General features: G+C 70.9%; 18 protein-coding genes. 7 read left to right on the forward strand and 11 right to left on the reverse strand.

All coding sequences use genetic code 11. The annotated features are described in order from the left end of the window. Window positions 1-19: 19 nt before the first annotated feature. From prcB to arc, 6 genes are all read right to left on the reverse strand, one after another. Window positions 20-859: a proteasome subunit beta gene (prcB, locus tag ABGB10_RS12300; RefSeq protein ID WP_278139398.1), complete on the reverse strand. Its 840-nt coding sequence runs from the start codon at window positions 857-859 to the stop codon at window positions 20-22. Next, the gene (locus ABGB10_RS12305) at window positions 778-1,275 is read right to left on the reverse strand and encodes an endonuclease VII domain-containing protein (RefSeq protein ID WP_347660995.1); all 498 of its coding nucleotides are present in this window, start codon (window positions 1,273-1,275) and stop codon (window positions 778-780) included. The genes prcB and ABGB10_RS12305 overlap by 82 nt, the downstream gene beginning before the upstream one ends. A gap of 212 nt (window positions 1,276-1,487) precedes the next feature. Further along, entirely contained in the window at window positions 1,488-1,703 is a 216-nt protein-coding gene (locus ABGB10_RS12310) for a ubiquitin-like protein Pup (protein WP_030332902.1), read from the reverse strand. 104 nt (window positions 1,704-1,807) lie between these two features. Next, on the reverse strand, window positions 1,808-3,325 hold the full coding sequence (gene dop, locus ABGB10_RS12315; protein ID WP_347660996.1) for a depupylase/deamidase Dop: 1,518 nt from the start codon (window positions 3,323-3,325) through the stop codon (window positions 1,808-1,810). 110 nt (window positions 3,326-3,435) lie between these two features. Further along, a complete protein-coding gene (locus tag ABGB10_RS12320; RefSeq protein WP_347660997.1) occupies window positions 3,436-5,436 on the reverse strand; it encodes a hypothetical protein in 2,001 nt (666 codons plus the stop codon). 140 nt (window positions 5,437-5,576) lie between these two features. Next, a complete protein-coding gene (gene arc, locus ABGB10_RS12325; RefSeq protein ID WP_347660998.1) occupies window positions 5,577-7,361 on the reverse strand; it encodes a proteasome ATPase in 1,785 nt (594 codons plus the stop codon). Between the two features lie 178 nt (window positions 7,362-7,539). Between arc and ABGB10_RS12330 the strand changes: the two genes are divergently transcribed. Beyond that, window positions 7,540-7,833 (forward strand): ferredoxin, encoded by a 294-nt coding sequence (locus ABGB10_RS12330; protein ID WP_347660999.1) that lies wholly within the window; start codon window positions 7,540-7,542, stop codon window positions 7,831-7,833. A gap of 54 nt (window positions 7,834-7,887) precedes the next feature. Here ABGB10_RS12330 and ABGB10_RS12335 read toward each other — a convergent pair whose 3' ends face one another. From ABGB10_RS12335 to ABGB10_RS12345, 3 genes are read right to left on the reverse strand one after another with little or no spacing between them, the layout of a single operon-like run. Continuing rightward, window positions 7,888-8,460: a hypothetical protein gene (locus tag ABGB10_RS12335; protein ID WP_347661000.1), complete on the reverse strand. Its 573-nt coding sequence runs from the start codon at window positions 8,458-8,460 to the stop codon at window positions 7,888-7,890. Between the two features lie 46 nt (window positions 8,461-8,506). Continuing rightward, window positions 8,507-9,499: a tRNA (adenine-N1)-methyltransferase gene (locus ABGB10_RS12340; protein ID WP_347661001.1), complete on the reverse strand. Its 993-nt coding sequence runs from the start codon at window positions 9,497-9,499 to the stop codon at window positions 8,507-8,509. Beyond that, the gene (locus ABGB10_RS12345) at window positions 9,496-10,650 is read right to left on the reverse strand and encodes a site-2 protease family protein (RefSeq protein ID WP_347661002.1); all 1,155 of its coding nucleotides are present in this window, start codon (window positions 10,648-10,650) and stop codon (window positions 9,496-9,498) included. Before ABGB10_RS12345 ends, ABGB10_RS12340 begins: the two co-directional genes overlap by 4 nt. A gap of 77 nt (window positions 10,651-10,727) precedes the next feature. On the opposite strand from ABGB10_RS12345, the gene ABGB10_RS12350 reads away from it, so the two are divergent. The 5 genes from ABGB10_RS12350 to ABGB10_RS12370 all read left to right on the forward strand — a co-directional run bounded on the left by ABGB10_RS12350 (window position 10,728) and on the right by ABGB10_RS12370 (window position 16,749). Next, a complete protein-coding gene (locus ABGB10_RS12350; RefSeq protein ID WP_347661003.1) occupies window positions 10,728-11,642 on the forward strand; it encodes a RecB family exonuclease in 915 nt (304 codons plus the stop codon). Between the two features lie 231 nt (window positions 11,643-11,873). Beyond that, entirely contained in the window at window positions 11,874-12,560 is a 687-nt protein-coding gene (locus ABGB10_RS12355) for a response regulator transcription factor (RefSeq protein WP_347661004.1), read from the forward strand. A 330-nt stretch (window positions 12,561-12,890) separates the two neighbouring features. Beyond that, window positions 12,891-13,658, forward strand: a complete 768-nt coding sequence (locus ABGB10_RS12360; protein ID WP_347661005.1) for an ABC transporter ATP-binding protein — start codon at window positions 12,891-12,893, stop codon at window positions 13,656-13,658. Then, on the forward strand, window positions 13,658-16,213 hold the full coding sequence (locus ABGB10_RS12365) for an ABC transporter permease (protein WP_347661006.1): 2,556 nt from the start codon (window positions 13,658-13,660) through the stop codon (window positions 16,211-16,213). The genes ABGB10_RS12360 and ABGB10_RS12365 overlap by 1 nt, the downstream gene beginning before the upstream one ends. Before the next feature lie 158 nt (window positions 16,214-16,371). Then, complete coding sequence (locus ABGB10_RS12370) at window positions 16,372-16,749, forward strand: carboxymuconolactone decarboxylase family protein (protein ID WP_347661007.1); 378 nt, start codon at window positions 16,372-16,374, stop codon at window positions 16,747-16,749. Between the two features lie 47 nt (window positions 16,750-16,796). On the opposite strand, the gene ABGB10_RS12375 is transcribed toward ABGB10_RS12370, so the two are convergent. Further along, complete coding sequence (locus ABGB10_RS12375) at window positions 16,797-17,453, reverse strand: HAD family phosphatase (protein ID WP_347661171.1); 657 nt, start codon at window positions 17,451-17,453, stop codon at window positions 16,797-16,799. Window positions 17,454-17,573: 120 nt separating this feature from the next. Then, window positions 17,574-18,377, reverse strand: a complete 804-nt coding sequence (locus ABGB10_RS12380; protein WP_347661008.1) for a neutral zinc metallopeptidase — start codon at window positions 18,375-18,377, stop codon at window positions 17,574-17,576. 256 nt (window positions 18,378-18,633) lie between these two features. Between ABGB10_RS12380 and ABGB10_RS12385 the strand changes: the two genes are divergently transcribed. Continuing rightward, a complete protein-coding gene (locus ABGB10_RS12385; RefSeq protein ID WP_347661009.1) occupies window positions 18,634-19,035 on the forward strand; it encodes a YciI family protein in 402 nt (133 codons plus the stop codon). Window positions 19,036-19,037 lie beyond the last annotated feature (2 nt).

Below are 19,037 nucleotides of genomic sequence, written 5' to 3' on the forward strand. Positions count from 1 at the left end.
TGGTGGGGGTGGACGGGGCTCAACCGCCGGGGTTCTCCATCCGACCGGCGACCACGCCCTCGGCGATCGCCGCCGTCTCGGCGTCGGTCAACCGGCGCGTGCCCTCCGCGGTAGCGGTCATCACCACCGGGTAGATCCGGCGGGTGAGGTCTGGTCCACCGGTCGCGGTGTCGTCGTCGGCCGCGTCGTAGAGCGCCTCGACCGCGAGCCGGGTGGCGTCGTCGACCGACAGGCCGGCCCGGAAACGCTTCTTCAGTGCCGACTTCGCGAAGAGCGAGCCGGAGCCGATCGCGTCGTAGCCGGTCTCCTCGTACGGGCCGCCGGTGACGTCGAAGCTGAAGATGCGTCCAGCCCTCGTCGGGTCCGCGGCGGCCAGGTCGAAGCCGGCGAACAGCGGCACCACGGCCAGGCCCTGCATGGCGGCGCCCAGGTTGCCGCGGATCATGGACGCCAGCCGGTTGGCCTTGCCGTCCAACGAGAGCATCGCGCCCTCGATCTTCTCGTAGTGCTCCAACTCCACCTGGAACAGTCGCATCAGCTCGATCCCGATGCCCGCGGTGCCCGCGATGCCGACCAGCGAGTACGCGTCGGCCGGGTGCACCTTCTCGATGTCGCGCTGCGCGATCAGGTTGCCCATGGTGGCCCGTCGGTCGCCGGCCATCACGACGCCACCGGCGGCCGAGATGGCCACGATGGTGGTCGCGTGCGGCGCCAGGTCGGCTGCCATGCCCGGCGGCAGCGGCCGCCGGCCGGGCAGCATCTCGGGGGCCACCCGACTCAGGAACGTCGTGAAGGAGGACGTCCCCGCGTTGGTGAACACATCTGGTAGACGCCCGGATGGATCAAAGCCCGCTGCCACGTGGTTCCTCTCAGGTACGTGATCGCCCTGGCCAGCCTCATGGGACTGTCACGGAACTGGCCAAGACCACCGTTGCAGTTGAAGCAGAGTATCCCGCGCACCCATCCGGTGCGATGATCGTGGTCCAGATGTTGCGGGTCCGCGCCGCCGCAGATCGCGCACACCCCGCCCTGCTCGGCCAGGAGCTCCTGGAACTCCTTCTCCCCGATGCCGTAGCGCCGCCGCAGGTGGTACTCACGAGTGCCGCCGTGCAGCCGAATCTTGCTCTCCTTGCCCTTCTCGTTGTGACAAGGCTTGCAGTATCGGCCGTATCCCCCACGGCCGGAGCGGTTCCGCGGAAAGTCATCGAAGGGCTTGGTGGCACCGCAGGCCGGGCACCGTCGGTGCCCCTCCGGCACCGACGGCAGCTGACGCACGTCCCGACCTTGCCGCTCCTTTAGACGCTTGGCATAGCTGGCCTTCGAGCGGACGTTGAAACACGGCTTGCAGTAGCTGCCATGACCGTCGGGTCGCCTGCTGTTGGCACAGAATTGATCGAGGGGCAGCCACTCACCACAGTCCCAGCAGCGGCGGTGGCCGTCTCGGTCATCCGAGAGACGAGGCATGTCCGATTTGACCAGAAGTGCCTCTATTGTCCCCCTTTTTGGACATAGCCTCTGACAAATTCCTCTGCGTTTTCTTCGAGGACGGAGTCGATCTCGTCGAGGAGGTCGTCGACGTCCTCGGTGATCTCGGCGTGCCGCTCGGCCACCTCGGGGTTGGCCTCGGTGGTGACGTCCTCGATCTCCTCGCCCTGACGGGACTTGCCGGACTGCGACTGGCCGCCGCTGTCATGAGTGGCCACTGCTGCCTCCTCCACGATCGTCTGCGATGAACTTACCTCGCGCGGGCGACGAAAAGCCCGCCGCGCGCCGGCTTACAGCACACGACGGGCATCCGGACGCGTGTTCAGCCTCCGGTCAACGTCTCCAGCAGGTCCTTGGCGCTGGCACAGCGGTCGAACAAGGCCCCGACGTGCGCACGGGTGCCTCGCTCCGGTTCCATCATCGGCACCCGTACCAGCGACTCCCGGCCCACGTCGAAGATCACCGAGTCCCAGCTGGCGGCGACGACCTCGGACGCGTACTGGGCGAGGCAGCGACCCCGGAAGTAGGCCCGGGTGTCCTCCGGCGGCTCGGTCATCGCGGTACGCGTCTCGTCGTCGGTGAGCAGCGTCTTCATCGCGCCCCGGGAGACCAGCCGATGGTAGAGGCCCTTCTCCGGCCGGACGTCGGAATACTGCAGGTCGACCAGTTGGAGCTTGTGCGAGCCCCAGCCGAGCTTCTCCCGCTCCCGGTAGCCCTCGAGCAGCCGCAGCTTGGCCACCCAGTCCAGCTCGTCGACGCAGAGCATCGGATCACGCCCCAGCCGGTCCAGGACGCTCTCCCAGCGGTCGAGCACGTCGACGGTCTGCTCGTCGGCGTCGGTGCCGTACCGGTCGTCGACAAAGGACCGGACCCGCTCCAGGTACGCCCACTGCAGGTCGAGTGCGGTGAGTCGTCGACCGTCGCGCAGTCGCATGCGGTGCGTCAGGGACGGGTCGTGACTGACGGCGCGCAGCTCACTGACCGGGTCGGCGATGCCGAGGTCGGCCCCGAGCGCCTTCTCCTCGATCATGGTGAGGATCAGCGCGGTGGTGCCGACCTTGAGGTAGGTGGAGATCTCGGAGAGGTTGGCGTCGCCGATGATGACGTGCAGCCGGCGGTACTTGTCGGCGTCGGCGTGCGGCTCGTCGCGGGTGTTGATGATCGGCCGCTTGAGCGTGGTCTCCAGGCCCACCTCGACCTCGAAGAAGTCGGCGCGCTGGGAGATCTGGAAGCCGGTCTGGCCGCCGTCCTGCCCGATGCCGACCCGGCCCGCGCCGCAGACGATCTGGCGGGTCACGAAGAACGGCGTCAGGTACGCCACGATGTCGGCGAAAGGGGTCTGCCGGCGCATCAGGTAGTTCTCGTGGGAGCCATAGCTGGCGCCCTTGTTGTCGGTGTTGTTCTTGTAGAGGTGGATCGGCTGGCTGCCCGGGATGGTGGCGGCGCGGCGGGACGCCTCGGCCATCACCCGCTCGCCGGCCTTGTCCCAGCGCACCACGTCCCGGGGGGTGGTGACCTCCGGAGTGGAGTATTCGGGGTGGGCGTGGTCGACGTAGAGCCGTGCGCCGTTGGTGAGTATCACGTTGGCGAGGCCGAGGTCCTCGTCCGCGAGGGCCTCGGCCGGGTCGTAGGCCGCCCCGGAGTAGGTGAAGCCGCGGGCGTCGCGCAGCGGCGACTCTTCCTCGTAGTCCCAGCGGGCCCGCCCGCCCCGGTTGAGCTCTGGGCGGGCCCCGTAGGCGTTGACCACCTGTGATGAGGTGACCATCGGGTTGGCTCCAGCCTGTCCGGGCACGGAGATGCCGTACTCGACCTCGGTGCCCATGATCCGACGTACCGTCATGCGACCACTCGCTTCGCTCGCCCCTGGAGCCGGCGTGCCCGCCGCTCACACCATCGAGACTAGTCTGCGCGGTGGCCTATCGCGCCGCCCTGCCGGTCGGCGCGGCGCGGCTACCGTGCCGTGGCGGGTTTCAGTGGCACGACGGTCAGACCCTCCCGGAGGGACGGGTTCGCCGTGAGGATCCCGTCGACCGCCTGCTGGGCGGCCGGGCCGGCGATGATGAGCCGCAGTGGGCGGGGGGTGCGACGCAGGACCTCCGCGGTCCGGGCGGGCTCCGCGAAGATGGAGAAATAGATGCCGGGTTCGGTCTGCGCGGTGGTGCTCTGGAGGGCGGAGAGGAAGACCGACTCGCGGTAGCTCTGTTCTCCGTGCCCGTCCACGACGAGCGTGACCGTGCCGGGGATCGCCGGGTAGTTGCGGGCGGCGACGGCGGTGACCGCCGCCGAGCGGGTGATGGCGGTTCGGTCGCGGTGGACCCACGCCTTCGTCCAGGTGGAGTTGCTGGCGCTGCGGTGGAAGTAGCCGCCGGTCCAGCTGAACAGGCCGGTGCCGAGGACCACCGCGATCGTCACCAGGACGGCGGTGGCGACCGCCGGCAGGGCGGCGGTGATCGGACGGCGTCGCGGCTCGGCGTCGGTGCTCGGGGCGGGCACCGGCAGCAGGCGGGCGAGCGCGGCGGTGCCCACGATGAGGACGAGGACGAGCAGGTGGGCGCTCTTGCCGAAGTAGTACGCGGGCGGGTTGCCGTTGACCAGGTTCACGGCGGCCATGGCGGCGGAGAAGAGCACGGCGACGGAGAGGACGCCGAGGTAGCGCCGCCAGGTGGACTCGCTCAGGTTGGTGCGCGCGATGACGGCGGCGAGGACGAGTGCGCCGAGCCCGACGACGGTGCTGTAGATCTCGCCCAGTGGTGCGCCGCCGGGGGCCGCGAGCGCTTCGCTCTGCCCGGCGAAGAGCACGCCGATGACGGCGATCAGCGGGGCGAGCACGGCGGTGAACCCCGCGATGATCGCGACAGTGCCGGGGCGGGCGCGCAGCCGGCGGCGATCGGCGATCAGCCAGCAGAGCACCATGGCGCCGGTCGGTATGAGGAAGAGGTAGTAGCTGAAGCCGATGCCGATCAGCAGCGCCCCGATGAGGAGCAGTTGTTCGCGTAGCCGGTGCAGGGGGCGGGCGACGAGGGCGACGACGAACGCGGCGAGGCTGAGCCCGAAGGTCTCGCTGGGGTACCCGGCGACGAGCAGCCGGGGCAGCTCGGTGCCGAGGGCGAGCGCGGTCACGGCGATGACCAGGACCAGCCGGCGCAGCGGGTGCAGGGGGCCGGCGACGTGGTGGGCCGCCCAGATCAGGGCGAGCACCAGCATCGCGAAGGTGGCGAGGGACCAGAAGAGGTAGTGGTTCAGCAGGGCCGGCCCGGCGGGCAGGTCACCAGGGGTCTGGAAGCCGTCGAGCAGGGCGGTGGTGAAGTGCCAGCCCTGCGGGTAGTGGACCAGGCCGGAGAAGATGTGCTGCCGGGAGGTGTCGGGGTCGATGAAGAGGTAGCCGCCGAGGCGGCCGATCTCGTCGAAGAGGGCGGGGTGCCGGGCGTTGTCCTCGCCGATCATGGCGAGGTTGAGGCGTTGACCGAAGCCGGTGGCCCACAGGTAGGGGGTGGCGAGGTAGCCGGCGGCGAGTGCCGCGGCGGCGAGCGAGACCAGGTCGGACCATCGGGGTCGGGGCAGTCGGGGTGCGCGCCGGGACAGCACGGCGGCCAGGGCCAGGACGGTCAGCGTCAGGCCGGTGACCGGGACCGGGTGCAGCCCCCAGGGCCAGACGGTGAAGATCAGGCCGGCGGCGCAGGTGAGGCCGGCGAGCAGGGCGAGGGCGAGGACCAGCCGGTCGAGCAGGCTCCGTCCGGAGCGCAGCAGGCTGGCCGTGCCGAGCAGGATCAGCGGGGGCAGCAGCCACGGGCCGTGGATGGCGTTCGCGGCGAGCGGGACGAGCCAGCAGGCGAGGAGGACGGCGAGCAGCACGCCCGCCCGGGGGCGTCGGTGTGCGGGTGCGGTGCCCCGGTCCCGGCTGTGTGTGCCTTCCGGCACTCCTGGCATCTCCAACGTGGCCTGGGCGCGCACGAATATCCTCGTTCGGTAGGTCAGTGAAATCGCCGCAGTCTAGCCGTTGTGGGCGCAGCCGTTGGCCCGCTCAGGCGGGTGGCGGTGGAACGACACACGCAGCGGCGGCACCGGACGTGTCCGGTGCCGCCGCTGGGCGGTCAGAGGTATTGACCGGTGTTGCTGGCGGTCTCGATGGACCGACCGGCCTCGGCGCCCTTGCCGCCGGAGACGAGCGTGCGGATGTAGACGATCCGCTCGCCCTTCTTGCCGGAGATGCGGGCCCAGTCGTCGGGGTTGGTGGTGTTGGGGAGGTCCTCGTTCTCGCGGAACTCGTCGACGCAGGCGTCGAGCAGGTGCTGCAGACGCAGCCCCTTGCGACCGGAGGTGAGGAACTCCTTGATGGCCATCTTCTTGCTCCGGTCGACGATGTTCTGGATCATCGCGCCGGAGTTGAAGTCCTTGAAGTAGAGGACTTCCTTGTCACCGTTGGCGTAGGTGACCTCGAGGAAGCGGTTCTCCTCGGTTTCCGAGTACATCCGCAGCACCACGGCGTCGATCATGGCCGCGACGGTGGCCTGGGGGTCGGCCCCGTGCTCGGTCAGGTCGTCCGGGTGCAGGGGCAGCCCGGAGAGGATGTACTTCGAGAAGATGTCCTTGGCCGCTTCGGCGTCCGGTCGCTCGATCTTGATCTTCACGTCGAGCCGACCGGGGCGCAGGATCGCCGGGTCGATCATGTCTTCCCGGTTGGAGGCGCCGATGACGATGACGTTCTCCAGCCCCTCCACGCCGTCGATCTCGCTGAGCAGCTGCGGGACGATGGTGTTCTCCACGTCGGAGGAGACACCGGAGCCACGGGTCCGGAAGATCGAGTCCATCTCGTCGAAGAACACGATCACCGGGGTGCCCTCGCCGGCCTTCTCCCGTGCCCGCTGGAAGATCAGCCGGATGTGCCGCTCGGTCTCGCCGACGTACTTGTTGAGCAGCTCGGGGCCCTTGATGTTGAGGAAGAAGCTGGTGTGCTTCTCCTTGCCCTGCCGTTCGGCGATCTTCTTGGCCAGCGAGTTGGCCACCGCCTTGGCGATGAGCGTCTTGCCACAGCCGGGCGGGCCGTAGAGCAGGATGCCCTTGGGCGGGCGGAGCTGGTGCTCACGGAACAGATCCGCGTGCAGGAACGGCAGCTCCACCGCGTCGCGGATCTGCTCGATCTGCGACTGGAGGCCACCGATGTCGCCGTAGTCGACGTCGGGCACCTCCTCCAGGACCAGCTCCTCGACCTCGCTCTTCGGGATCCGCTCGTACGCGTACGCCGAGCGGGGCTCGATCATGAGCGAGTCGCCGGCCCGGATCGCCGAGCCGATGAGTGTCTCGGCGAGGTGCACGATGCGTTCCTCGTCGGAGTGGGAGACCACCAGCGCCCGGTCACCCGGCCCGCCGCCTGGTCCCTCCAGGATCTCCTTGAGCATCACGACCTCACCGACCCGCTCATAGCCGAACGCGTCGACGATGTTGAGCGCGTCGTTGAGCAGGACCTCCTGGCCACGGCGCAGGTCGCCCACCTCGAGCGAGGGCGAGACCGCGACCCGTAGCTTGCGACCGCCGGTGAAGACGTCCACCGTGCCGTCGTCGTGCTTGGCCAGGAAGACGCCGTAACCACTCGGCGGTTGCGCGAGGCGGTCGATCTCCTCCTTGAGCGTCACGATCTGCGTGCGAGCCTCCTTGAGGGTGCTCACCAGCCGGTCGTTGTTCTCGGTCAGCCGCGCCAACTGTGCCTGGGTGGCCGCCAGCCGCTCTTCGAGCTGCCGGACGTGTCGGGGGCTTTCGGTCAACTTGCGCCGCACCAGGGCGAGTTCCTCCTGAAGGAACGCGACCTGCGTGGAGAGATCGTGGGCTTCCTTCTCCCACCGTGCGGCGCGCGAGTCCGCGTCGTCGCTGCGTGCTGCCACGTCCCACCTCCCCGGGGGGCTTGAACGTTCTGCCCTAACACTAGCCGCTATGAGGCCGATTCGGTCCCACGCAACACCCTCGTCACCGAACCTTGATCGCCAAGGGTGGCCTGACGGGCCGTTACTGGCGTTCGGGTACCGTCAAAGCGTAGGACGGGAGAACATGGGGGGTGCACCGGTGGCCGAGGTCGCGACCGATCAGCTGCAGGTCTGGGTGGACCAGGATCTCTGCACAGGCGACGGGCTCTGCGTGCAGTACGCGCCGGAGGTCTTCGAGTTCGACGTCGACGGCCTCGCGTACGTCAAGAGCACCGACGGTGAGCTGCTGTTGGCGCCGGGCAGCCGGGTCGACGTGCCCGCCCACCTGCGGCTCGAAGTCATCGACTCCGCCAAGGAGTGCCCGGGCGACTGCATCCACGTGGTGCGCGGCGACGGTGTCGAGGTCGCCGGCCCGGAGGCCGAGGACGACTGACCGACCCGCCGGCCGGGCCGCGCGGGCCCGGCCGGGCCCCGAAAGGGGTACGCCTCAGAGCAGCGGACGACCGACCACCGAGGCGACCAGCCGCGCGAACTCCTCCAACCGGGCGATCTGCCCGGCCCCGCCGTCGTCGAGGGTCTTGCCGAAGCGCAGCGCGTCGTGCCGTGGCGTGCCGGCCATCTCCTCGCTCGGCGGCGCCTCGTCGAGTGAGGTCAGCAGCAGGTAGACGTCGATGCTGTCGACCCGGATCTCGCCGCTGTCGGACCGGTTGAGCCGCCGCCGGCAGCCGACCTCGGTGATGGTGGAGACCGGCACCACCCGCAGCGACGACGTCATCGACCCCGGCGGGCCCTCCTCCGGCGGCACGTCCTCGCCGTGCCAGAGGATCAGGCGGCTGCCGTCGCAGACGACGACCTCCTGCCACACGCCGTTGACCTCGTTGACGAAGCGTTCCAGCGTGAAGCCGAGCACCGATGCGCCGCGCAGCACGCCGCCGAGCGCCTCCAGGGCGACGTCCGGATCGCGCAGGTAGGCCCGCGCCGCCGACTCGAGGTCCTGGTAGGGCGACCAGTCGGGGAAGACCGCGGGGAGGTCCCCGCCGCCGTAGCCCGGTCGGCTCATGCCGGCGCCTCCCCCTGCTCGCCGATACCGACGCCCAGCTCGATGGTCACGGCCTGTCCATCTCCCCCGTACCGTCGGGCTGCGCACCGGCCGCCTGGGCGGCGGCGGCCTGCCGGGCGGCCTCCGCCGCGCGCAGGTCCTGGCGGCGCTGGGCGTACGCCTCGGTGCCCTTGCTGGGCTTGCGCCGACGCGGCGGCGCGGTCACCCCCGGGGCCAGCTTGCGCGCGGACACCAGGAACGCGGTGTGCGCGATCATCCGGTGGTCCGGACGGACGGCGAGGCCCTCGGCGTGCCAGTCGCGCACCAGCGACTCCCAAGCCCGCGGCTCGGTCCAGCCGCCGCGCTCGCGCAACGCCTCCACCAGCTCGGAGAGCTGCGGTGTGGTGGCGACGTAGCCGATGAACACCCCGCCGGGCACCAGCGCCCGCTCCACCATGTCGAGCGTCTCCCAGGGGGTCAGCATGTCCAGGATGATCCGGTCGAAGCCGGTCTCCTGGCACTGCGCCACGTCACCGACGTGCAGGTGCCACGACGGGTGCGGTCCGTTGAAGAAGGCCTCGACGTTGCGCTTGGCGATCTGGGCGAAGTCGTCGCGCAGCTCGAACGAGTGCAGCTCGCCCTCGGTGCCGACGGCGCGCAGCAGGGAGCAGCTCAGCGCGCCGGAGCCGGCGCCGGCCTCGAGGACCTTGGCACCGGGGAAGATGTCGCCCATCGCGACGATCTGCGCCGAGTCCTTCGGGTAGATGACCTGGGCGCCACGCGGCATGGACAGCACGTAGTCCGACAGGAGTGGCCGCAGGGCCAGGAACGCGGTGCCCCCACCGGAGGTGGTCACCACACTGCCGTCGGGGAGCCCGATCAGCGTGTCGTGCGCCAGGATGCCACGGTGGGTGTGGAACTCCTTGCCCGGCTCCAGCGTCACGGTGTGCATCCGCCCCTTGGGGTCGGTCAACTGGACCCGGTCGCCGGGCCGGAAGGGCCCGCGGTGCACGGGTGTCAGCGCCGTGGTGGCGGGGACGGCGGAGGGAGTTGCGGTCACGGTGTCATCTTCCGGTTGGGTTCGAGGAGCTGTGCAAGGTCCGCGATGTGCAGAATGCCGACGACATCTTCGCCTGACGTCACCACGTACTGTGCGCCCGGGTGGGTCTGTACGGCCTCCATCACCCGCTCGCCGTCCCAGCCGACCGACAGGGTGGGGATCGTGCCCAGTGATCGGGCGACGGTGTCCACCGCCAGCCACGGCCGGCGCTCGACCGGCACCGCCTCCGCGGCGACCGGGTCGACCAACGCCGCCGGCCGGCCCGCGGAGTCGGTGACCAGCAGGGCGGAGCCGGGCTGCCCACCCTCGGCGCGTCGGCGCTGCGCCTCGGCCAGCGGCGTACCGGTGGCCACCGGCCAGACCGGACGGGCCAACCGGGACAGGTCGATCAGCGGGAACCGGCGGCTGACCCGGGCGGCCCGGATCGACTGCCCGGCGCCGCGCCAGAGGGTGACGGCGACCAGCAGCATCAGCGGCAGCGCCAACGGCGCCAGGTAGTCGGCGACGGTGAGCACCAGGACCACGATCGTGGTGCCGACGGCGACGACGCGTCCCGCCCAGCCGGCGACCTCGGTGCCGAGGTGCCGGTCGCGGGTCAGCCCCCACACCGCCGCGCGCAGCGCCCGGCCGCCGTCGAGCGGCAGCCCGGGCAGGCTGTTGAACAGCGCGACGATGACGTTGCTGACCGCGAGCTGGAAGGCGAGCTGGTGGACCACGGTCCCCGGCGGGAGGGCGAGGGTGGCGGCGACCGCGAGGACGCCGAGCACCGCGGAGACCGCCGGGCCGGCCAGTGACACCAGCAGGTCGACGCGGGGCGACGGGGCGTCCCGGTCCATCTCGGTGTAGCCGCCGAGCAGTTCCAGGGTGATCCCGCGCACACCGATGCCGAAACGACGGGCGGTGAGGGCGTGCCCCAGCTCGTGCAGCAGCACCGACCCGAGCAGGGACACCACGAAGCCGAAGCCGATCAGATAGCCGCTGATCTGCGGCAGGTCCAGCTGCCGGGCGGCGAACTCGGCGTACAGCACGGCGATGACCACCGCGAGCAGGACCATGGAGCCGTTGAGGTGCAGTGGCACCCCGAACACCCGGCCGACGTTGAGGCCGAGTCGGCGGTCGGGTCGGCGAGGTGGCCGGGTTCGTCGCTCCATCGGCACGATGCTACGGACCGTCGCTGTGCGGGGCGGGCGGCGGTCGGTGTCACACCGGTGCCCTAACCTTTGCCGACATGACGGCGGAACCGGTCACCACCTCCCAGCCCTCCTCCCCGGCGCAGGCGCCGCCGACGGTGCGGGCGTCGCTGTCGCCGTCGCGGGCGGCGGATTTCAAGACCTGCCCGTTGCTCTACCGGTTCCGCAGCATCGACCGGCTGCCCGAGCGCACCACCATGGAGCAGGCCCGGGGCACGCTGGTGCACGCGGTGCTGGAGCGGCTGTTCGACCTGCCCGCGCAGGGGCGCACGCCGGCCGCGGCCGGCGATCTGGTGGCACCCCAGTGGGACCGGCTGGTCACCGAGCAGCCGGAGCTGGCCGGGCTTTTCGACGGCGCGGAGCCGACCGACCCGGCGGAGTTCCTCCGCTCGGCCGCCGGGCTGTTGGAGGGTTACTTCGCGGTGGAGGACCCGACCCGGCTGGAGCCGGCCGAGCGGGAGAGCCTGATCTCGGCGGTGGTCGACGAGGAGTTGCTGATCCGGGGCTACCTCGACCGGCTCGACGTCGCCCCGGACGGGGCGCTGCGGGTGGTCGACTACAAGACCGGCGGCGCGCCACGGGAGGCGTTCGAGGCGCGCGCGCTGTTCCAGCTGAAGTTCTACGCGCTGGTGCTGTGGCGCACCCGGGGGGTGGTGCCCAAGGTGCTGCGGCTGCTCTACCTGCGCGACGCCGAGGTGTTGGACTACACGCCGGACGCCGACGAGCTGGTTCGCTTCGAGCGTACGGTCGTCGCCCTGTGGCGGGCGATCGAGCAGGCCACCGCCCGGCAGGATTTCCGGCCCCGGCCGAGTCGGCTCTGCGACTGGTGCAGCCACCAGGCCCTGTGTCCCACCTTCGGTGGCACCCCACCGCCGTTCCCGGTCGCGGCGACGAACGCCGACCCGCTGCGCGACTCCCGGTCCGCTCCGGTGGCGCCGGGCGCCGACGAGTGACGGCCGGTCCCGCAACGCGCTGAGGCCGGCCCGGCGACGCTGATCGCCCGCCCTGCTCCCCCGCCCGCCCTGTTCCGTGGGGCCCGCCGTGGCCCCACGACCCGCCCACCCGACCGCGACGGTGCCGCTGCGGTCGGGACGGCGCGACGGGCCGGCCTCTACGGTGATCCGCGACGCACCGCCTGGTGTACGCGAGGATGACCGGTGCGGCAGCACGGGACGGGAGAAAAGATGACCGATCGGGTGACCCCGGCACGGCCGGTGCGGATCCTGCTCGCCGACGACCAGCCGCTGCTACGTACCGGGTTCCGGATGGTGCTGGGCGCCGAGGGCGACCTGGACGTGGTGGCGGAGGCCGGGGACGGTGTGGAGGCGGTGGAGCTGTCCCGCCGGCTGCTGCCCGACGTGGTCCTGATGGACATCCGGATGCCCCGGATGGACGGGGTGGCCGCGACCCGGGCGATCGTCGAGGCCCGCCTGCCGGTGCGGGTGCTCGTGTTGACCACCTTCGACCTAGACGAGTACGTGGTGGGCGCGTTGCGCGCGGGCGCCAGTGGGTTCCTGGCCAAGGACGTGCCGGCCGAAGAGTTGATCTCGGCGATCCGCACGATCGCCGGTGGGGACGCGGTGGTGGCGCCGCGGATCCTGCGGCGGCTGCTGGATCGGTTCGCCGCGCTGCTGCCCGACCCGGCGGCGGCGCCCGCGGCGGCGCTCGACGCGCTCACCGACCGGGAACGTGAGGTGCTGGTGCAGGTCGCGCGAGGGCTGTCCAACGCCGAGATCGCCGCGGTGCTCTCGGTCAGCGAGACCACCATCAAGACCCACGTCGGGCACGTGTTGACCAAGCTGCGACTGCGCGACCGGGTGCAGGCCGTGGTGCTGGCGTACGAGTCGGGTCTGGTCCGCCCTCGGGCGTAGCTGCGTCGGCCCGGGTACCTCACCCGGCGTACTCGAAGATCCCACCGTGGGGTGACGGCTGCCGTTGCCGCCGTCACCTACCGTGACCGGAGAAGGCCCGGCGCGGTTGACCCTCCTGTGACGTGAGGCGGGAGGGTGGGAAATCGGCTCGACCGTCCGTCGGGTCAGGGGCAACCCTGACGTGACATAAGGGTGCACCCGCAGCGGGAAATCCGCACCGGGTCAGCCCGTGGGCGGACGGAGCGGGCGTGAGCAGCGCCGATGATGGAACAGTCGCGCCGGACCATCGGGGGGCGGCGTGAATTTCGACAGACGGAAGAGGTAGATGACGTGACCGCGACGGTAGGCCAGGAGGCGCAGGCCGCGGCCCGGGCGAACGACGTGTGGAAGGTGTACGGCAGTGGCGAGGCCCAGGTCATCGCGCTGCGGGGGGTCAGCGCGGAGTTCGAACGCGGCCAGTTCACCGCGATCATGGGGCCGTCGGGTTCCGGCAAGTCGACGCTGATGCACTGCCTGGCGGGCCTGGACGCGGTTACCCGGGGCACGGTGGCGATCGGCGAGACGACGGTCACCGGGCTCGGCGACGCGGGGCTGACGAAGCTGCGCCGCGACAAGGTGGGCTTCATCTTCCAGCAGTTCAACCTGCTGCCCACCCTGACCGCCAAGGAGAACATCCTGCTGCCGCTGTCGATCGCCGGGCGCAAGCCGGATCCGGCCTGGTACGACACGGTGATCGAGACGGTCGGCCTGCGGGACCGGTTGGACCACCGGCCGGCGCAGCTCTCCGGCGGGCAGCAGCAGCGGGTGGCGTGCGCGCGGGCGCTGGTCTCCCGCCCCGAGGTGATCTTCGCGGACGAGCCGACCGGCAACCTGGACTCGCGCTCCGGCGCGGAGGTGCTCAACTTCCTGCGCAACTCGGTGCGTGAGCATGGTCAGACGATCGTGATGGTCACGCACGACCCGACCGCCGCCGCGTACGCCGACCGGGTGGTCTTCCTCGCCGACGGCGAGATCGTCTCGGAGCTGATCGAGCCGACCGCCGAGACGGTGCTCGACACGATGAAGAAGCTGGACACTCCCGCCGAGGTGGGCAACTGATGTTCCGCGCGACGCTGAAGAGTCTGCTGGCCCGCAAGGTCAGGCTGATCCTGTCCGGGTTGGCGGTGGTGCTCGGAGTGATGTTCGTCTCCGGCGCGTTCGTCCTCACCGACACGCTGGGCCGCTCCTTCGACTCGGTCTTCGCCGACGGCTTCTCCGAGATCGACGTGAACGTCGCGGGGAAGCCGAAGGTCGAGCTGAGCGAGTTGGAGGGCGAGCAGACCGCCGCTCCGCTGCCCGCCGCCGTGGTGGACCGGGTGAAGCAGGTGCCGGGGGTCGCCTCGGCGACGGGCATCGTCAACGCCGACGGCGCCCGGGTGATCGGCAGCAACGGCAAGGTGGTCACCTCGTTCGGTCCGCCGCAGTTGGGCGAGAACTGGACCGGTGAGAGCGACCTGCTGCAACTGCGTGAGGGACGCGCGCCGCAGGCCGAGGACGAGATCGTCATCAACAAGGGCCTGGCCACCGCGGCGAAGCTGCAGGTCGGCCAGAAGGTCGGCGTGCTCACCGCGTTCGAGTCGAAGAAGCGGGATTTCACCCTGGTCGGCGTGTTCGGTTACAGCGGTGACCGGGACTCGATCGGCGGGGTCAACGAGGTCTTCTTCACCACGCCGGTGGCGCAGCGGCTGATGCTGGGCGAGCCGGACACGTTCAGCAGCATCACCGTGCAGGCCGCCAACGGCGTCTCCGACGAGAAGCTGCGTGACGACGTGGCCCGCACCCTCGGCGCGGACTTCGAGGTGAAGACGGGCGAGCAGGTCGCCGCGGACGCCTCGGCCAGCCTGAAGGAGGGTCTGTCGTTCTTCAACAAGATCCTGCTCGGCTTCGCCGCGGTCGCCCTGCTGGTGGGCACCTTCCTGATCCTCAACACCTTCTCGATCATCGTGGCCCAGCGCACCCGCGAGTTGGCGCTGATGCGCGCCATCGGGGCCAGCGGCCGGCAGATCATCGGGTCGGTGGTGCTGGAGGCCATCGCGGTCGGATTGATCGCCTCGGTGCTCGGCCTGGCCGCCGGCATCGGCGTGGGCGCGCTGCTGGCGTACCTGTTCGGCAAGCTGGCCGGTGGGCTCACTCTCGCCGGGATCGGCGTGCCGGCGGCGGCGGTGATCGGGTCGTTCGCCGTCGGTCTGGTGATCACCGTGGTGGCGGCGTTGCTGCCGGCGCTGCGGGCGTCCCGGATCCCGCCGATCGCGGCCATGCAGGACGTGGCCACCCCGGACCGGCCGTTGACCAAGGTCACCGTGGCCGGGTCGTTGGTCACCGGTGTCGGGGCGGTGCTGTTGTTCCTCGGGCTCAGCGGCAACGCCGGCGGTCAGACCCTGGCCACCATCCTCGGTGGGGTGCTGTTCGCCTTCATCGGGGTGGCGCTGCTGACCCCGCTGATCAGCCGGCCGGTGGTGAGCCTGCTCGGGGCGATCTTCTCGTGGTCGGTGCCGGGCAAGCTGGGCCGGCTCAACTCCGGGCGCAACCCGCGCCGCACGGCCATCACGGCCGCCGCGTTGATGGTCGGCATCGCGCTGGTCACCGGCGTCACGGTCATCCTCGACTCGGCCAAGGGCAGCATCAGCGCGCTCGCCAAGGACACCATCAAGGCCGAGCTGGTGATCGCCGGCGTGCAGGGCGGCCCGCGTCCGCCGACCTTCGACCCGGGTGTGCTGGACAGGGCCAAGGCCCTGCCCGGTGTGCGGTTGGTCGACGGCGAGTACGGCGACATGGCGAAGGTCGGCGGCGAGAGCACGTGGGTCGCCGCGAGCAGCGACGTCGCGTCGCTGCGGCAGATCTTCGGCGCGAAGGCCACCGCCGGTGACATCGACCGGTTGGGGCCGACCCAGATGCTGGCCAGCTCCGACACCGCCACGTCCCGTGGCTGGTCGGTGGGCTCGACGGTGCAGGTGCAGTTGGCCCGGGGCGCGGAACGCACCTACACGGTCAGCGGCATCTACGAGTCGTCGCAGCTGACCAACCCGGTGACGTTGCCGGCGACGGCCGCGCGGGACTTCACCATCCCGCAGCCCATCCAGGGCTTCATCCAGTTGGCCCCGGGCACTCGGGTGGCCGACGTGCAGCCGCAGGTGGAGGCGCTTCTCGCGGACAGCCCCGAGGTGTCGGTGGCCGACCGGGACGCGTTCATCAAGCAGCAGACGAGTTCGCTCGACGGACTGCTGACGATGATCCAGATCCTGTTGGCGCTGGCCATCGTCATCGCCGTGCTCGGCATCATCAACACATTGGCGCTGTCGGTGCTCGAGCGGACCCGCGAGTTGGGGCTGCTGCGCGCCATCGGGCTACGCCGGTCGCAGACCATGGGCATGATCACCGTGGAGGCGGTGGTGATCTCCGTGTTCGGCGCGTTGCTGGGCGTGGCGGTCGGCACCGGCCTCGGCGCCGCGGTGGTCGAGGCGCTCAAGGACGAGGGCATCACCGACCTGATCCTGCCCTGGGGGCAGATGGGTGTCTTCCTCGGCCTCGCCGCGATCATCGGTGTGGTGGCCGCGGTGCTCCCGGCCATCCGGGCGGCACGGATCAACGTCCTGGGCGCCATCGCCCACGACTGATCGGCACTGCCGAGGCCCCCGGTCGCCATCCGCGCGACCGGGGGCCTCAAACTGTCCCATTCCCCCTCGGCCACCCGCGCACGACTGCCAGGCTGGTGCTGCCGGCAGGGTGCCGGCCCGCCCGCGACCCGGGCGGCCGGAGAGCCGGGGCCGGTGACATGACCGATGAGGACGCGTACCAGGAGGCACTCGACAACGCCGAGCGGCTGCTCGGCCAGCCGTTGGTCCTACCGCTCGGCGAGGGCGAACCGTCGGTGGGGCACGACTTCCGCCGTCTCGCCACCGTGCAGACGTTCGGCGCGGCCTGGCCCCGGGAGGGACTGGACCTACGCAGCCGGTGCCTGGTCTCGGTGGCGATCGCCGCCGCCCTCGGCACCCACGAGCCGCTGCGCGGGCAGCTGCGCATCGCGCTGACCTCGGGCGTGACCAGGGAGGAGATCGTCGAACTGTTCATCCACCTGGCCGCGTACGCGGGGGCCGCGCGGGCGTTCGACAGCTACCAGGTGGTCGCCGCGGTCTTCGCCGAGCGCCAGTGAGCCGGCCGGTCGCGTCAGCCGAGCGCCCCTGACCCGCGCCGGGTGGGTCAGGCGGTCGTCGCGGCCCGATCGGTCAGCAGCGCCGCGAGCAGCTCCAGGTCCACGTCGGCCAGGCTCTCCACCTGGTGTACGCCGACGGTGCTCGGCAACGCCACCTCCGCCGGTACGGCGAGCACCGCCGCGCCCGAGGCGAGCGCGCTGGCCACCCCGGTCGGCGAGTCCTCGATCGCCACGCACCGCTCGATCGGCACACCCAGCAGCCGAGCCGCGGTCAGGTACGGCTCGGGGTGCGGCTTGGCCGCCACCACCTCGTCGCCGGCGACCACCGTGTCGAAGTTGTCCCGACCGAGGGTGTCCAGGGCGATCTCGACCAGCGCCCGAGGGCTGGAGGTGACCAGCGCGGTGGGGATTGCCGCCGCGCGGACCGCGCGCAGCAGCTCGAACGCGCCGGGTCGCCAGGGCAGGCCGGTGCGGAACAGTTCCAGGATCCGGGCGTTGATCCACGCCGCGCTGATCTCCGGGTCCCGTTCGGGCTGCCCCAGGTCGTCGTGCAGGATGCGCATCGACTCGGCCATGGCGGTACCGATGATCGACTGGCGGGCGTCGACGGAGAGTTCACCCCCGTACTCCCGGGCGAGTTCCTGCAACGCGACGTCCCACAGCTTCTCGCTGTCGACCAACGTGCCGTCCATGTCGAAGAGCACGGCGGCGGGGTGATGGCTGTTCAGCGGATCCTCCAGGGTCGTGGCCGACACCGGCGATCCTGCCAGGCCCCACCACCGCCGACAGCCGCGATGGGCGTGCACGTGATCCGGGCAACCCGCTCAGCCCAGGTCGCAGGCCGCCAGCGAGCGCTCGTAGCCGCGGAAGAACGAGTCGGTGCGCTGCTCGGCGGTGCCGTGCGAGCCCTCGGCGAACCACGGCTGGTCGGGGTCGTCGCCCACCGCCGTCAGCCCCTCGCGGAACTCGTCCAGGTCACCTTCGGCCAGGGTCAGGGCACCGGAGCGCACCGAGTCGCCGAGGTACGCCCCGGCCATGCAGTCGGCCTGCAACTCCTGCTGGATGGTGAAGCTGTAGTTGATGCCGAGCCGCACCTGCACGGCGTGCGCGTACTCGTGCCCGAGCAGGTAGAACACGAAGGCGTCACCGATCTGGCGGAACGCCGCCACCGACCAGCCGACGTCGTACGCGATGAAGTCGCCCCGCGAGCAGTAGACCGCGTTGTTGCGGGGCAGTGGTTCGCCGCCGCAGGACACCTCGCCCGCCCGCTGGTACGGGGTGATCCGCCGGACCGGTTGGAACCGCTGCCCGGATGCCGTGAAGTGGGCTGCCCAGTAACGTTCGGCGATCGTCTGCGCGTCGGCGACGTCCTGCTCGAACTCGGCGACGCTCGTGGTGCTGTCGGCCCGGGTGGTGCTGGGCCCCGGCGACGCCTGCGACTGTCGCGGTGCGGGACGCTCACCCTCCGGCTCGGCCAGCCCACCGCCCGCACAGGCTAGCGACACCAGCGCGGCGACCAGCAGGGCCGCCACGGAGCCGCGGGCGCCGCGTCCTGACCGTGCCCTCACTGTGCCTCCCCAGACCTCGGTGCTCGCGCCACGCGGTACCCCCGACGATACGAGCGCCAAGCCCGTCACCGGATTCACGTGCGCCCCGACCGAACGGTTCACCCGGCCCGCCCTCCGACAGCCGCCAACCTACCGCCCGCCCACCACCCCGCACCCTCCGGTGATCATGAAGTTGGCGTCACCCCGCTCGGCGTGTCGCCACGACAACTTCATGATCGACAGATCGGGTGGGGTGGGTGTGTCCGGGGACGGGGCGCGGGTTCGACGTTCCCTGTGGGGGCGCCGGAGGGCGCCCGAGGACAGGAGGAGACGCATCATGAGGTACATGATTCTGCTCTACGGCTCGCAGCAGGACTACGACGTGCTGTCCGGGCGGGCGACCGAGCGGCCCGCGATGTCGGCCGAGCAGATCGCGGCGATGCACAAGCACATGGAGACCTTCCACCAGGCGCTGGCCGAGTCCGGGGAACTGGTCGACGCCCAGGGCTTGAGCGAGCCGGTGCACGCCCGCCGCGTGCAGGTACGTGAGGGCGCCCCGGTGGTCACCGACGGCCCATACCCGGAGACGCAGGAGGTCCTGGCGGGTTACACGATCGTGGAGTGCGCCAGCTTCGACCGGGCCACCGAGATCGCGGCCGGCCTGGTGGACCCGGACGCCCCGGGCGGATACGTGGACGTGCGGCCGGTGCTGGAAGGCATCGAGGACCTGGCCGGCTGAGC

This window comes from Micromonospora sp. B9E7 (assembly GCF_039871815.1).
Taxonomy (GTDB): Bacteria; Actinomycetota; Actinomycetes; order Mycobacteriales; family Micromonosporaceae; genus Micromonospora.

Excerpts from the sequence above, each read along its gene's own strand:
- ABGB10_RS12385 (WP_347661009.1), top strand. The coding sequence starts at position 18,634 with ATGAGGTACATGATTCTGCTCTACGGCTCGCAGCAGGACTACGACGTG.
- ABGB10_RS12350 (WP_347661003.1), top strand. The coding sequence starts at position 10,728 with ATGACGGCGGAACCGGTCACCACCTCCCAGCCCTCCTCCCCGGCGCAG.
- ABGB10_RS12345 (WP_347661002.1), bottom strand. The coding sequence starts at position 10,650 with ATGGAGCGACGAACCCGGCCACCTCGCCGACCCGACCGCCGACTCGGC.
- ABGB10_RS12355 (WP_347661004.1), top strand. The coding sequence starts at position 11,874 with ATGACCGATCGGGTGACCCCGGCACGGCCGGTGCGGATCCTGCTCGCC.
- ABGB10_RS12365 (WP_347661006.1), top strand. The coding sequence starts at position 13,658 with ATGTTCCGCGCGACGCTGAAGAGTCTGCTGGCCCGCAAGGTCAGGCTG.
- ABGB10_RS12335 (WP_347661000.1), bottom strand. The coding sequence starts at position 8,460 with ATGAGCCGACCGGGCTACGGCGGCGGGGACCTCCCCGCGGTCTTCCCC.
- dop (WP_347660996.1), bottom strand. The coding sequence starts at position 3,325 with ATGACGGTACGTCGGATCATGGGCACCGAGGTCGAGTACGGCATCTCC.
- ABGB10_RS12370 (WP_347661007.1), top strand. The coding sequence starts at position 16,372 with ATGACCGATGAGGACGCGTACCAGGAGGCACTCGACAACGCCGAGCGG.